Here is a 15,278-nt window from a genome sequence, read left to right as displayed (position 1 = left end):
TCATGAAACCTATTAAACCACTTATTCTCTCTCTGGTTGGCATCTGCATTATTGGCTGGGTTGGGTACAGCTTTTACCAAGCGTACCAACCACAGCCTGTTAAGCTTCAAGGTCAAATAGATGCGCAGCAATACAGCATCTCATCGAAAGTACCCGGCAGAATTGATGAAATATTCGTGCGTAAAGGCGATTCAGTTGAAAAAGGCGAATTGATCTTCTCCCTACTTAGCCCAGAAATTGACGCTAAATTAGAGCAAGCAAAAGCCGGTCAAAAAGCCGCTGGTGCCTTAGCAAAACAAGCAGAGAATGGTGCTCGTACTCAGCAAATCCAAGCCGCTAAAGATCAGTGGTTGAAAGCGAAAGCGGCAGCCGATCTGATGGACAAAACTTACCAACGTGTAAACAACCTTTATAACGATGGTGTGGTTGCCGAGCAAAAGCGTGATGAAGCTAAAACTCAGTGGCAAGCGGCAAAGTACACCGAAAGCGCTGCGTTCCAAATGTATCAATTGGCGCAAGAAGGTGCTCGTGACGAAACCAAGGTAGCAGCAGCTCAAAAAGCGTTAATGGCAGCTGGCGCAGTAGCGGAAGTTGAAGCTTACGCTAAAGACACACAGATCCACAGCTGGTTTAATGGCGAAGTATCCCAGGTTCTATTGAGCAGCGGTGAACTCGCACCACAAGGCTTCCCTGTTGTCACTGTTATCGACACCAAAGATGCTTGGGCCGTGCTCAATGTACGTGAAGACATGCTTAAGCATTTTGAGAAAGGCAGCCAATTTGAAGCTTACCTTCCAGCTCTGGATAAGTCGTTAACCTTTCAGGTTGCTCATATTGCCGTAATGGGTGATTTCGCGACTTGGCGTTCAACGGATGCAGCACAAGGCTTCGACTTACGCACTTTTGAAGTAGAAGCGCACCCTGTCGATACCAACGAAACACTGCGTATGGGCATGAGCCTAGTGGTTGAGCTTTAGGTGACGTATGTCTGCTAACTTTCGATCTATAAGCTCGCCATCTACAGAATCGCAATATAGAAGCTCTCAATCTATGTGCTCGCAATCCCCTGAACATCATAGAGCGAAGAATGCCTTGCTTAGACAGTGGGCGATTGTCCGCAAAGACAAATGGCTGTTGTCTTGCCTAACTTGGATTCCGTTGCTTCTTGCTGCCAGTATCTGGCTGATTTTTTCACAAGGAATCGCTCGCGACTTACCGGTTGCAGTTGTCGACCTTGAGCACAGTCAAATCTCGCAACAGTTCACTCGTCTTGTTGATGCATCACCAACGCTGCAAGTCACTCAGAAATACAGCTCTGCGAGTGATGCGGCGAAAGCGATGATTGAACGCGATATCTATGGTTATGTTGTGATACCAAGGCACTTCGACCGAGACCTTCTGCTCGGGTTAAACCCACAAGTATCTGTTTTCTACAACAGCCAGTTTATCTTGATCGGTAAGCTGGTGAACTCTGCGTTGCTGCAGGCTCAAGGGACATTCAACGCGCAACTCGAAGTGATTAAACAGCTCTCGAACGGTGATACCACGGTACAATCTGCATTGGGGAAAGCGGTAACGGTACAAAGTCAGATTACGCCACTGTTTAACAAGAACACCAGCTATGCTCAGTTCTTGGTGTCTGCGGTTATTCCAGCACTGTGGCAGATCATGATTGTGGTGGGCACTATATTGATTTTGACGGCGAACGTTAGAGCTCGAGGCCTTCATGCTTGGTTATCCAACGCCCCTATGAAGTCACTCACATCAACATTAACGCCCTACCTTGTCTTGTTTTTGATGTTTGGTATCGCGTTTAGCTTCTGGTTCTATGTTCTCTTAGACTGGCCATTTAACGGCAGCTTTGTGGTATTAACCATTGCTCAACTGCTAACCGTCATCAGTTGTATCATCATGGGTTGTTTGTTTTTCTTCTTAACACTTGATCCAGCAAGGGCGATGAGTTTCGCTGGCGCCTTTACAGCACCAAGCTTTGCGTTCATGGGTATTACTTTTCCAGTAACCGACATGAACGCGGCAGCTCAAATTTGGAGAAGCTTATTGCCCGTGAGTCATTACATCGAAGTACAAACGGCACAGTCTAGTTATGGCGTGAGCGCAGCACAGTCACTTATCAGCCTCTCCTCAATGTTGTGGTACGCAGTTCCTGCTTTCGTGGTGATGTTATTAATTAAGAAACACTTGGCGCAGTCAGCTCTATCTGCACAAATGGCTTTATCTACACAAACGGCTCTATCAGCTAAATCAGCAGAAGCAGCTTTATCTGCAAAAACAACGCCGTCAACACAACCAGAAGCATCAGCACAACAAGGAGTAAAACGATGAACTTTACTCAATTGCTCAAACAAGAACTCTTAGCGGTGCTTCGCAACCCTGTCGTGCTCCTTACGGTATTCGGTGGTGTAGTCTTCTATTCATTCTTGTATCCGCTGCCTTACGCGCACCAAGTTCCTCAACAGCTTAAAGCCTCGGTAGTAAACTTGGACAAGAGTCAAAGCAGCTACCAATTAGAAAGAATGGTAGATGCCACGTCTCAAATTGACTTGGTACGCCGCGATTCCACCATCGCCGATGCTAAGCAAGCTGTTCTTAATCAAGAGATTGGTGGGTTCATCATCATCCCAGAGAACTTCTACAAAGACTTGCTCCTAGGTAAGAGCCCGACGCTTTCTTACGCCGGTGACGCATCTTACTTCTTGGTCTACGGAACCATTGTTGAAGGGCTTAGCAAGGCTGGTGGCACGTTAGCTGCTCAAGTTAAGGTCAGCCACTTGTTAGTAGAAGGAGTACCTTTAGAATCGGCAGCCAAAGACTACAGCGCATTCAGCTTAAACCTAAAGCCAACCTTCAATAGCCGAATGGGATACATCGATTACGTGGTTCCAGCCGTCTTTGTGTTGATCCTGCAACAAACCTTAGCCATGGCTTCTGGTTTAGTTGGGGCAACCCAAAACGCTCAATCAACGTTTGGCTACTGGAGTAAAACCTCTCCAGCGAAGTTGATTCTTGCTCGTTGTTGTACCTTAGTCGGTATCTATTACTTGTTGTCGATGTATTACTTCGGCGCTAGCTTTTCGATGTATGGAATAAGCTTGCTCGCCTCAACGACACAGATTTTGACTTTACTGCTGCCCTTCTTATTGGCCAGTTGTTTGATCGGGATTTTTATTGGTGAGTTAGTACCAAGAAGAGAACTGGTCACTGTGGTGGTGTTAATCAGTTCAATGCCACTGATTTTTTCCTCTGGGTTTATCTGGCCCGTTGAAATGATGCCTCAGTGGTTAGTCTTGTTGTCGCAGCTCTTCCCAAGCACACCTGCAATTCAAGGTTTCTTAGCTCTTAATCAGATGGGTGCATCTTGGCAAGAAGTGGCGTGTCAATGGACATTGCTATGGGGACAAGTCGCTTTATGGGGTTCGTTATTAGCACTTAAGCTTTACCACAAGTCGAGTAAACGTATCATTGGACCGGTTTAACTCTAGTCTCTATTCGTCAGGCACTAAACCTCACGCTCATTGAAACCATTAACAAAGCTCTGATAAAGGGCTTTTTTAATGTCTTTTAGCTTGATTACATCTTCAGCTATCAATTGTTTAAACACCTCCCAAAAACATATTGAACATTAAAAGTCGCCGACTTCCCTATGCACCTCTACTATCATTCACCTTAGTTCATGCTATAACAGCCACTGCATATGCTTTTTCTAACCTAAAAAACACCTGCTTATTCCTAAACAATGACAAAACCCGAACAATTGTAAATTTATTGTAAAAAAATCTTTGATGGTATTATTTTTGTGTATAGGATTATCAGTAGGACTTGGCAGGCCGAATGCCATAGTCTAATTGGTGCACATACCAAAAGGATATCCATATAAAGCAAGATCAGTACTCATATTTATTTCATTTTTCGACCTAGCTACAGCCGTTTATGTTGCCGTCGAATTGCAATAAATAAGTCGCTGAAATGTAAAAAATCAGATAGAAAAAACACAACAGCAACAAACATAATTTAATAAAAAGACAGGGAAAACCATGAAAAACATACGTGAATTATTTTTTGGGTTTATATTATTATTTAGTTCCAGTGCATTTGCAGAAGAAGGATCATTTAATCAAGCTATCAGTAACTTAAGTCAAAGTGTTGATGGTTTTTTCAACGAATATACAGGTTGGTTCGTTGGACTGATATTTAAAAGCGTACCGGTAGGTGAAGCAAACTTCCCAATTATTGTTGGCTGGTTACTGCTCGCTGCGATCATCTTTACTGTTTATTTTGGCTTTGTTCAATTTAAACGTGTCGGGATGGCCATAGACATTATTAAAGGTAAGTACACAGACCCTAACTCCAAACACGAAGGGGAAGTTTCTCACTTTCAAGCGTTAACAACCGCGCTTTCTGGAACTGTTGGGCTTGGTAATATTGCCGGTGTAGGTGCTGCACTCGCAATTGGTGGTCCTGGTGCGACATTCTGGATGATCTTGTGTGGTCTTCTGGGTATGGCATCTAAGTTTTGTGAGTGTACATTAGGTGTGAAATACCGAACTATCCTACCTTCAGGTGTCGTTTCGGGTGGTCCAATGTACTACCTAAGCCAAGGTCTTGGTGAAAGAGGTTTAGGTGGACTAGGTAAAGCCCTTGCTATTGGTTTTGCATTAATGTGTATTTTAGGCGCATTGGGTGGCGGTAACATGTTCCAAGCTAACCAAGCACATGCCATGTTAACTTACGCATTCGATGTACCAAGTGAATACGGAGTCATCACTGGCCTTGTACTCGCCGCTTTAGTTTTCTCTGTAATTGTTGGTGGTATGCCTTCTATCGCATCGGTGACAGAGAAAGTTGTTCCTTGGATGGCTGCTCTGTATATCGGTATGGCTCTGATTGTTATCGGTTCTAATCTTGATCAAGTGGGTCCTGCGTTCAGTGCAATCTTTACAGGTGCGTTCACTGGTGAAGGTGTGGTTGGTGGATTCATTGGTGCCTTAATCCAAGGTCTAAAACGTGCAACGTTCTCAAACGAAGCAGGTGTAGGTTCAGCAGCTATCGCTCACTCAGCGGTTAAAACAAAAGAGCCAATCACCGAAGGTCTAGTATCACTATTAGAACCGTTCGTTGATACCGTCATCATTTGTACAATGACGGCCTTGGTTATCACTATTGCAGGCCTAAATACTGGTCCATTCGATGGTTCAGGCTTAACGGGTGTAACGCTTACTGCTGCATCGTTTACTGAAACGGCAGAAGTGTTCAAATACACACTCGCTCTAGCGGTAATCATGTTCGCGTTTTCTACCATGATCTCTTGGTCGTACTACGGTCTTAAGGCGTGGACTTACCTATTTGGTGAAGGAAAAACAACGGAACTGATTTTTAAAGTGATGTTTTGTGTGTTTGTTGTTATCGGTGCGACGATTCAGTTTGGCGCGGTAATCGACTTCTCTGACGCAGCTATCTTTGCGATGTCTATCTTCAACATTCTAGGCCTGTACTTCCTAATGCCTGTTGTGAAGAAAGAACTGCAATCATTTGTTGCTCGCGTTAAATCAGGTGAAATCAAAACCTACGAAAAATAGTGACTCGTCAATAATTTATTGTCGAATAACACTGTTCTAAAAATTTTTGTAAGACCCTTTGCTTGAGAAAGCGAGAACAGTACTGCAACTTACAAAATCCCTATAAGCTGTGCTTGTAGGGATTTTTTATGCCTGAAGAGAAAATCAGCAGTACGCCTATAAACTTTGACAACTCAGCCTAATATCAGACCCGTTTTTATGTACTTACTCTCGAAAAACTGAGTACAACGAAAAACGCCCACATCACTTGTGTGATGTGGGCGTTTCAGTATTTACTGGCAAAACTAATGTTAGGTAGGTAAAGCCTTCGGCTTATAGACCCATCTCTTCAGTGAGAGTTTTGATCTGCTTGATATCCATGGTGTGAACTTCAATCATTTGTCTGATGTCACTCAAGCGCGAGTTAGCGTTATCCTGCTTCTCGCAAGCGTCAGATTTCGCATCCCATGACGTGCCGTCTAAGAAAACATCACACGCTTTCTTCAAAGAACCAAGATTCTGTTCAAGTTCATCTCTTTCTTTCTCGAGTTTTTCAAGCTCTTGAGATATCTGTAATTCTTTACGGAACAGCTCACGCGAACGTTCAAACAAAGTCGACTGCATATCAGCTTGACGGCTCAACTTTTGATTGTTTTGTTGAGTTTGTTCTAACGTTTGCTTCTGTTCGTTTAACTGCTGCTCTAACGAGTAGTTTGCTTTCTCTAAAACTGCAGATTGTTTCGCTAAATCTTGGAGTTCTTTTTGATGCTCTTCTGCCTGTTTCACTAGAGCAGCTTCTACTTTCGCATCAATTTCGGTATCAACTTTTGCCACTTTTTCTTCAACTGATGTCACCAGCTGAGTTTTACTATCACGCAGTTCTTGATAACGAATTTCGAGTACCTGATAAGTGGACTCCCACTTCGAAGCCGTGACTGTAGAACCGATTAAGCCGCCTAACGCTAAACCGATAACCGCAGCAATGCCGATATATAGCTGACTACGTTTATCACGTTCTTCAATAACAACCACTTCATCTTGTTCGCCTTGTCCAGATTGCTGGTTCACTAGCGGGTACTCCCAAAAATTTGCTTAACGTTACACGGTCACTGATACTGATACTGATACTGATACTGATACTGATACAGTAAGCTCAATTAAATCTATTGCCCAAGCCAGAAGCACTTGAGCTTTGCTAACACGTTCATCCCAACACTCAAAACTCAAAACTCAAAGATAGGTTTAACGAGTTAACTCCGAAATCATCAGGCTGGCAGTATACAAAAGGAAGCTACTAACGATAACTATCACTACCCCTTTTTGCAGTTTTTCGTTCGTCCGGTAACGAAACAGTACAAATGCCAAAGCCAATAAAAAAACAATCGCTATTAGTCGAGTCATAACTCCTCCTTGTTTCTCTATTTTATACCATTTAAATAAGCAAGTTACGTCAGAGACTCGTTGTTTGATCATTTAGTTGAACAACATTTAAGCAAACAGATATTTTGTAGCTGACATCACATTTTATATGATCTAGGATACGCCTACAGATTACCTAATTATTTAGGTAATTGTTCCGATGAAGACTGCAGGAGAGTGGTTTTTAACTAAATAATAACATTTAGTTAGATTGACCCGCCGAAGAAGTAAATCTTTCAGGTTCTTTATGCTGGAGAAATCCAGAAAAGTGAGGACTGTCGTTGGAGGAACCTCTGGAGAGAACCGTACTACTTTTTTTGTAGCAAGCGGTCGCCGAAGGAGCAAGCTTAGTGCCCGTTACTTATCTATAAGTGATTCGCTAAGTGAAACTCTCAGGCAAAAGGACAGAGGAGTGGAAAGCAACAGCCTTAATTAACAAAAGAATTCTATCTAGAAATCCGTATGTATTAAGTAGTGCTCCCGATCCCTGAGATCCGCACTGCCTTCCCTCTTCTCCTTAAATTTTATATTTATTAAGGGGAAACCATGAACCATCTACAAGCTACACTTCAAACTATCAACCAATTCGTTTGGGGACCACCACTGCTTATTCTGCTAGTGGGAACGGGGATCTACTTTACTTTTCGCTTAGGCTTACTCCAGTTTAGACACCTCCCAACCGCGCTAAAAATGGTGTTCAGCAAAGACAAATCCGGTACGGGTGACGTATCAAGCTTCGCCGCTTTGTGTACAGCGCTTTCTGCAACTATTGGTACAGGTAACATCGTTGGTGTAGCGACCGCAATCAAGATTGGTGGCCCTGGTGCCCTATTCTGGATGTGGCTTGCCGCTGTATTTGGTATGGCGACCAAATACGCAGAATGTCTACTTGCCGTTAAATACCGCAGAACCGATAGCAATGGCGAAATGGTTGGCGGCCCTATGTACTATCTTCAATACGGAGTGGGCTCACGAATCTTAGCGGTCATGTTCGCTGTTTTCGCGCTCGGTGTTGCTTGCTTCGGTATTGGTACCTTCCCACAAGTAAACGCTATCTTAGACGCAACTCAAATCTCATTTGGCGCTTCGCGTGAGATGTCAGCGGTTGTTCTCACAATATTAGTGGCGGTTGTAACCCTTGGCGGTATTCAAGCTATCGCTAAGGTGGCAGGGAAAGTCGTTCCTACTATGGCGGTTATGTACGTCGTCGCATGTTTAAGCGTTCTGGTTTCAAATGCAGACCAGCTATTGAATGCCATTACCCTTGTTGTTACCTCTGCGTTTACCAACACAGCAGCAACCGGTGGTTTCTTTGGCGCGAGCATCATGCTTGCTATCCAATCAGGTATCGCTCGTGGCGTGTTCTCGAACGAATCTGGCCTAGGTAGCGCACCAATGGCAGCAGCCGCGGCTAAAACAGACTCATGTGTGAAACAAGGGCTTGTCTCTATGACAGGCACCTTCTTCGATACCATCATCATCTGTACGATGACAGGTCTGGCGCTTATCTTAACGGGCGCTTGGCAAACTGACCTGTCTGGTGCTGCGATGACCACTCATGCATTCGCTGTTGGTTTGAATGCAGACACCCTTGGCCCTATGTTGGTTTCTGTTGGCTTAATCTTCTTTGCGTTTACCACAATTTTAGGTTGGAACTACTACGGTGAGCGCTGTGTTGTGTTCTTACTAGGTACCAAAGCAGTATTGCCTTACAAGATCATCTTCATCGCCTTGGTTGCTTCTGGTGCATTCTTAAAGCTCGACATGATCTGGATAATGGCGGATATCGTGAACGGCCTAATGGCAATTCCGAACCTAATTGGGCTTATCTTACTGCGACACGTTGTTATCGAAGAAACCAAGCTATTCTTCAAACCTTTAACTTCTTCAAATGATTGTGAAGCCGTTAAAGCTTAACCTGAATTGATTGAATACATAGCCCGTATTCAAATACGGGCTTTTTGATATTTATTCAAACATTAAACTGAAAAAAATCATGACTAGCACTTATACCCTTACATATAAAAAGATATTAATTAGGCCGCTGTGCGAATTAAAATACCTGATAGATATGCTAACAAAAAGGCCACTAATAAAACCAACACCTTAATTAGATATTACTTATATTTAACAGAGCATGTATAAATAACCGTTTTTTAGTCATAAACGAATAAACAGCATTTTGTTTCAACCACACAAAAAACACCAGAATAAAACATGTAACTTTAATTCATATAATAGTCAGTTTATAGTCATCTACATTGTTGAGAGAATTTTAATAAAAATAAACGTTGGCTATATGATCAGATTCGACCCAATTAAAAACCGTATTTATAACGACGAACGTTCTATTAAAATAGGATATCGTGAGACTCGCGTTTTAGAGTTATTACTTAAACACTCACCAGAGATTGTGAACAAACAAGATATCATTAGTTTCGCATGGGGAAGCGAATTCATTGGTGATACATCACTTGCGAAATGCATCAGTTTACTCCGCCAAGGATTCGTTAAGCTCGGCATTAAAGAGACGCCAATCGTGACGGTACCAAAGGTTGGTTACCGCCTTATCGATGATTGCGTCTTTATCGAATCGCAACCACAAAGCGGAATCACTATTCCTCTCACTCCAGTGAGCGATCAAGTTCCACTCGATAACAGCAGTATTGCGGCCTCTATTGCAAGTAGCCATGAATCTATACCTAAACCAGCTTCGCCTGCTCACCAGCAAATCAGATCATACAGAAATAGACTGTGTTACTTCACAACTGGTTGTTTGCTATTTGCATCGGCGCTATTGGCTTTTGCTAAGGTGCACGATAGGAGCCTTGCCGATATCAACTCAGTAAACCGACTCAATGAACAGTGGGTTGGTCAGGTTCAAGTGTTCCAAGAGTCTGAAATGGCGATGAGCCCAGAACTAGAGGCTATTCTCTACAAATACCAATGTGATTGCGTGGCATACATCAGCGATGAGCCCGGCTATTCAGAACTCTCCATACTCAACAAGACGACACGTCAGTCCATCAATATCTTTTACACAGCCACGCAATTAGATCGAGCGAGTGAAGAGATAGCATTATTCCTAAAGAGAGGCCAATTATGATGCCATTTGTAGCTCTGTTTTCCTCGTTAGCGTTATTGATTGGTATATGGAGTATTCCTTCTTCTCCACCCCAAGAAGAGCACCGTTATCAGCATAGCGTGGTAGATCTTGTGTTAGATGGAAATGTATTACGAACCGATGGACTCACCAAAATAAGTGATAACGAGGTTCTACACCTAATGTCTATCCAAGATGACAGCATGCCCGAGCCGATTGTTCTACGGTTTAGAGGTGAGGCGGGCTCTTCTCAATCCCTATTCTTTTCAATAGCTGGCACTATCGACTTACTCTCCGTGCAAAAAATAAATAAAGCGATGAATGATAGCTTATTGTCACCCTACCTGCTTATCAACAATGACCCTTTAACACTGAAGGTTGATATATTAAGCTCAAATGATCTGTTTGCTATCATTCGGACATGTAATAATGGAAGAACACAACTGTTGGCTAAACGATAATTTGTCGCCGTTTGGCCAACAGTTAAATTCACTTTATTTTAATTAACATCGTTCTGAATATTACACATAAGAAATGGATGGTTATATTTATTACTGCATCAATAAATTTCTCTCGATCTTTTAATATTCAATTAATCGAATGTTTAAAACAACGGATTAAATTTAAGCATCCAGTCTCATTTACCGCTTCACTGTTGATATTTACATCAAATAAAAACGATGTGAATAATATGTCTCCTATCATACTTAGTCATTAACCTTACATGTAATTAAACAACATCAAAATAATTTGACGTTAAAGTAGCGATAATAATGCCTCATTTTTCTAAAAACGGTTTGAGCCCCATCAAAAAATTCACTTCCAGTTGCATACAATTTCACCATAAAAACACTTCTAGCAACACAAGCCATTGAATTAATGAGGTAATTTAATTCAATCCTTTTCAGTATCTATCTATTTATCAACATGAAAAAGTGAACTGGTCTTGTTAACTGCACGGCGCACAAAACATTATCAAAATAGAGAAATTACAAACGAGGGAATTGTTAATGATTAGTATAAACAGAAGTCTCTTGGCAACCGCAGTGTTGTCTGTTCTATCTACCGGTGTAAACGCAAAGGTTTATCCAGACCAAATAGTGTTAGACCAACTTGGTGAAGATGTATGTCGCTCTGGCTATCGCCCTTTAGACCGCTATGAGGCTGAAGAACAAAAGAGTGCTTTGCTCGCTCGTATGGGTACTTGGCAGATCACAGGGCTGAAAGGAAACTGGGTAATCATGGGGCCTGGCTATCATGGTGAAATTAAACAATCAAACAGCGGGGCAACGTTCTGCTATCCAAACAATGACCAATCTGAAATTCCAAACTACTCTGCTAAAGCCGTTCCAGAAGGCAGCGAGATAGACGTTGAATATGACTTAGTGAACAACCGCAATGATTTTGTACGCCCTCTTAGCTACCTAGCTCATAACCTAGGTTATGCATGGGTTGGCGGTAACAACAGTCAGTATGTTGGTGAGGACATGACGATTAACCGCTCAGGTAACTCTTGGGTAATACAAGGCAACAACAGTGGTTCTTGTGATGGTTATCGCTGTAACGAAAAGACTAAGATCACAGTCGACAACTTCACCTACACCGTTAACGACAATAACTTTTGGCACGGCGATGTCGTCGAGTCCGATCGCGAACTGGTTAAGACCGTTTATGCAACGGCAAGAAACAGAAGTAACATCGCGCAACAAGTCGTTGTCGATCTCAAAGTCGATGAATCTACAAATTGGTCGAAAACGAATAGCTATGGATTCTCCGAAAGTGTTCAAACAGAGAATACATTCAAGTGGCCTTTGGTTGGCGAGACTAAGCTAACGATTAAGCTAGAAGCGAACCAGAGCTTTGCTGAAACCAACGGCAACTCCACTAGCGAACAAGTAACACTTCAAGCTCGTCCTATGGTTCCAGCTAATTCAGAGCTGCCGATTCGAGTTGAGCTATATCGTTCAACCATCTCTTATCCTTACCGATTCAACGCCGACATCAGTTACGATGTTGAATTTAACGGCTTCCTTCGTTGGGGTGGTAACGCATGGCACACCCACCCAGACAACCGCCCTTACAAAGCTCATACCTTCACAATAGGCCGTAGCAGCAACGAATCAGCCGATATTCGCTACCAATGGGATCACCGATACATCCCAGGAGAAACGAAATGGTGGGACTGGGGCTGGGCTATCAAAGAAGCCGGTTTATCAAGTATGCAGTACGCGACTGGGGGAAGCTTGCGCCCATTCCACTCATACGTATCTGGCGATTTTAACGCTGAATCTCAATTTGCAGGCACCATTGAGATTGGACAAGCAACGCCAATTACCAGCAGTGTTCGTAGCAAAAGAAGTGTTGATTCAGTCAACGAAACCACTGAGATCATTGGCGATATCGAAGTTACTACCAACTTTAATGCGGATGAGTTGAGTGACTTAGGTTTCGAAGGCGCTGAGATGAACATTAGCGTTGTTGAATAACACAGTGGCTCACATCTAACACTCGGTTTACCAGTAACAAAAAGCCCACGATACGTCGTGGGCTTTCATCTATTCATTTATTCATCTGCAACAGAAAAGGAAAACTACGCAGGCTCTTCCATTAGAAGCTTAACGCCAAGCCCCACCAGCACGATACCAGTCACGCCTTCCATCCACTTCATAAAGCTCGCGTTCTTAAGCAAATTTTTAGCCGAGTTAAGTGCCCCTGCCAAACCGCATTGCCACACCATCGCAATCATAAAGTGTACCGAAGCCATCAACATAGATTGCAATAAAGGCGAACCTTCAGGGTTTACAAATTGAGGTAAAAAGGCCAAATAGAAAACTGCCGTTTTTGGGTTAAGAACGTTAGACAAGAAGCCTTCACGCAAAGAACGCTTTGCACTGTATGCTTGCTGAGCTTGTTCACCAACCTTCAAACCGCCACCGTTTTTCATCAATGCTCGCAAACTGCTTAAGCCAAGCCAGATCAGGTAAACCGCACCCACCATCTTAACGGCTTGAAAGAGGTCAGCTGACTGGGCAAGGATTGCAGAAATACCCACAGCAGAGAAAAACGCGTGTACATACAAGCCACTACAAATACCAAAGCTCGTCATCACGCCGTCAGATAAGCCAGAACGGCTCGTGTTACGAATCACCAATGCCGTATCTAAACCCGGCGTTAGCGTTAAAATAGTAATGGCAATTAAAAATGCCTCAAAGTTCAAAATATCCATATCATTGTCATTCTTGTTCAGCGATCTATCATCAATACCGTGTATCTGAACAATTCGCAAGCAACAATTGCCACCAGCTATACAACTCACTGATTTTGTGCACAATAGAACAGTTTAATTTGTTAAGAAATAGTAAATTCAAGGCATCGTACCGCCTCATACTTTTCTCGCTATATCTTCGACTCCGAAGGTCAGCGTCTTTTAAAAGTAGAGCCATAATCAAAGTACATGAGAAATGAACCTTAACGCTGACGCTGTCCTAAGATTCATTTACAGAAACCAAATTAAGAGTAGTCAAATGAGCGCATTCAAAAAACTAGTCGAGCACTCTCAAAAATGTTCACGCTTTCAACACCTAGCCTCTATTTGTGGTTGGGACCAAGCTTCAATGATGCCAGCCGGTGGTAACCAAGCTCGTAGTGAAGCGATGGCCGAGCTTTCAGTTCATATCCACGGATTAATGACGCAACCACAGCTTGGAGATTGGATTGCAGACGCTGAAAACGAAGCTCTGAACAACGAACAACAATCGTCTCTGCGTGAAATTAAACGCCAATGGCAACAAGCTAACCTACTTCCAGAAAAACTGGTTGAAGCCAAATCTCTAGCAGGCTCAAAGTGTGAACATGCATGGCGTAGCCAACGTGGTAACAACGACTGGGTTGGATTCGAAAAGAACTGGCGAGAAGTGGTTGAACTGTCTCGCGAAGAAGCTCAGATCCGCGCCGATGCGGCGAACCTAACCCCTTATGATGCCATGCTTGATATCTATGAACCAGGCACCAGCTCTGCTTCACTTGATGTCTTGTTTTCAGATGTTAAAACATGGCTACCAAGCCTGATTGACGAAGTAATCGAAAAGCAGTCAAGTGAGCAGTTTAATACGCCATCTGGCATCTACTCGACCGAGAAGCAGAAAGCGCTTGGCTTAGAAGTCATGAAGCTGCTTCAGTTCGATTTTGAACACGGCCGATTGGATGAAAGTGTTCACCCATTCTGTGGCGGTGTACCTTCAGACGTGCGTATCACAACCCGATACGACGAAGCGGAATTCGTTCAAAGCTTGATGGGTATTGTGCATGAAACTGGACACGCTCGTTACGAGCAAGGCTTACCTAAACACCTAGCAGGCCAACCTGCGGGTGAAGCGCGCTCGATGGGTATCCATGAATCTCAATCTCTGTTCTTCGAAATGCAAGTTGGCCGCAGCGACCCGTTCATTGGACACTTAGCAAACTTAGCTGGTCAGCAATTTTCAGGCCCAGAATTTGAGAAAGATAACTTCCAGAAGATCTACACTCGTGTGAAGAAAGACTTCATCCGTGTCGATGCCGATGAGCTAACCTACCCTGCACACGTTATCTTACGTTACGAAATTGAGCGTGACTTGATTAACGGCAAAATCAAACACACCGATGTCCCTGAACTTTGGAACACTAAGATGCAGTCTTACCTTGGTTTAAGCACTCAAGGCAACTTCACTAACGGCTGTATGCAAGACATCCACTGGACAGACGGCGCATTCGGTTACTTCCCTTCTTACACACTAGGTGCGATGTACGCGGCTCAGTTCATGGCTTCAATGAAGAAAACGGTGGATGTGAACTCTGTGATTGAAAGTGGAGACCTATCACCTATCTTCACTTGGTTAGAGTCGAACATTTGGAGCAAGGGCAGCCTGCTGACCACCGACAATTTGGTGAAAGGCGCAACCGGTGAAACCTTGAATGCGCAATACTTCAAAGATCATTTGAGAAGTCGTTACCTTTAATGGAGTAAATCGATAGAGGCTGATCAGTTTATTGATTCAGCCTTTTTAATCACATTTTCAAAACATACTTAGGTTGATTTGAAGGCTTTATCCCTTCATCGAACTTAACAATCACGGAATATTCTGGTACCTACTAGCACGGAATTGGACAATTCCGAGTTGCGTCTTTTGCTAATATAGCAAAGC

The 15,278-nt window shown here is 43.2% G+C and carries 11 protein-coding genes and 1 riboswitch; of the genes, 9 read left to right on the top strand and 2 right to left on the bottom strand.

Going from position 1 to position 15,278, the window contains the following annotated elements; genetic code table 11:
- Nucleotides 1-2 precede the first annotated feature (2 nt).
- The 4 genes from Q5H80_RS06120 to Q5H80_RS06105 all read left to right on the top strand — a co-directional run bounded on the left by Q5H80_RS06120 (nt 3) and on the right by Q5H80_RS06105 (nt 5,594).
- Entirely contained in the window at nt 3-977 is a 975-nt protein-coding gene (locus tag Q5H80_RS06120; RefSeq protein ID WP_304569242.1) for an HlyD family secretion protein, read from the top strand.
- A 7-nt stretch (nt 978-984) separates the two neighbouring features.
- Nucleotides 985-2,343 carry an ABC transporter permease gene (locus Q5H80_RS06115; RefSeq protein ID WP_304569241.1) on the top strand — a complete coding sequence of 453 codons (1,359 nt, stop codon included), beginning with the start codon at nt 985-987 and terminating at the stop codon, nt 2,341-2,343.
- The gene (locus tag Q5H80_RS06110) at nt 2,340-3,494 is read left to right on the top strand and encodes an ABC transporter permease (protein WP_304569240.1); all 1,155 of its coding nucleotides are present in this window, start codon (nt 2,340-2,342) and stop codon (nt 3,492-3,494) included. The genes Q5H80_RS06115 and Q5H80_RS06110 overlap by 4 nt, the downstream gene beginning before the upstream one ends.
- 558 nt (nt 3,495-4,052) lie before the next feature.
- Nucleotides 4,053-5,594: a sodium:alanine symporter family protein gene (locus tag Q5H80_RS06105; RefSeq protein ID WP_009846571.1), complete on the top strand. Its 1,542-nt coding sequence runs from the start codon at nt 4,053-4,055 to the stop codon at nt 5,592-5,594.
- 312 nt (nt 5,595-5,906) lie between these two features.
- Here the strand turns inward: Q5H80_RS06105 and Q5H80_RS06100 are convergent, their stop codons facing one another.
- Nucleotides 5,907-6,641: a chromosome partitioning protein ParA gene (locus Q5H80_RS06100; RefSeq protein WP_304569239.1), complete on the bottom strand. Its 735-nt coding sequence runs from the start codon at nt 6,639-6,641 to the stop codon at nt 5,907-5,909.
- A gap of 634 nt (nt 6,642-7,275) precedes the next feature.
- Nucleotides 7,276-7,410: riboswitch (glycine riboswitch) on the top strand.
- Between the two features lie 128 nt (nt 7,411-7,538).
- Here Q5H80_RS06100 and Q5H80_RS06095 point away from each other — a divergent pair.
- The 4 genes from Q5H80_RS06095 (at nt 7,539) to Q5H80_RS06080 (ending at nt 12,581) form a co-directional block, all read left to right on the top strand.
- A complete protein-coding gene (locus Q5H80_RS06095) occupies nt 7,539-8,909 on the top strand; it encodes a sodium:alanine symporter family protein (protein WP_304569238.1) in 1,371 nt (456 codons plus the stop codon).
- A gap of 382 nt (nt 8,910-9,291) precedes the next feature.
- Complete coding sequence (locus tag Q5H80_RS06090) at nt 9,292-10,098, top strand: winged helix-turn-helix domain-containing protein (RefSeq protein WP_304569237.1); 807 nt, start codon at nt 9,292-9,294, stop codon at nt 10,096-10,098.
- Nucleotides 10,095-10,556 carry a hypothetical protein gene (locus tag Q5H80_RS06085; RefSeq protein ID WP_304569236.1) on the top strand — a complete coding sequence of 154 codons (462 nt, stop codon included), beginning with the start codon at nt 10,095-10,097 and terminating at the stop codon, nt 10,554-10,556. The genes Q5H80_RS06090 and Q5H80_RS06085 overlap by 4 nt, the downstream gene beginning before the upstream one ends.
- Nucleotides 10,557-11,105: 549 nt before the next feature.
- Nucleotides 11,106-12,581, top strand: coding sequence for an aerolysin family beta-barrel pore-forming toxin (locus Q5H80_RS06080; protein WP_304569235.1), 1,476 nt, complete (start codon nt 11,106-11,108; stop codon nt 12,579-12,581).
- Nucleotides 12,582-12,685: 104 nt separating this feature from the next.
- Here the strand turns inward: Q5H80_RS06080 and Q5H80_RS06075 are convergent, their stop codons facing one another.
- Entirely contained in the window at nt 12,686-13,321 is a 636-nt protein-coding gene (locus Q5H80_RS06075) for a LysE family translocator (RefSeq protein WP_304569234.1), read from the bottom strand.
- A 298-nt stretch (nt 13,322-13,619) separates the two neighbouring features.
- Here Q5H80_RS06075 and Q5H80_RS06070 point away from each other — a divergent pair, with 298 nt between their 5' ends.
- Complete coding sequence (locus tag Q5H80_RS06070) at nt 13,620-15,092, top strand: carboxypeptidase M32 (protein WP_304569233.1); 1,473 nt, start codon at nt 13,620-13,622, stop codon at nt 15,090-15,092.
- Nucleotides 15,093-15,278: the final 186 nt, after the last annotated feature.

The sequence above is a fragment of the Vibrio sp. SNU_ST1 genome, assembly GCF_030563405.1.
Taxonomy (GTDB): Bacteria; Pseudomonadota; Gammaproteobacteria; order Enterobacterales; family Vibrionaceae; genus Vibrio.
The sequence above is the reverse complement of the archived record's forward strand: the minus strand, read 5'-3'. Positions and strand labels throughout refer to the sequence as shown.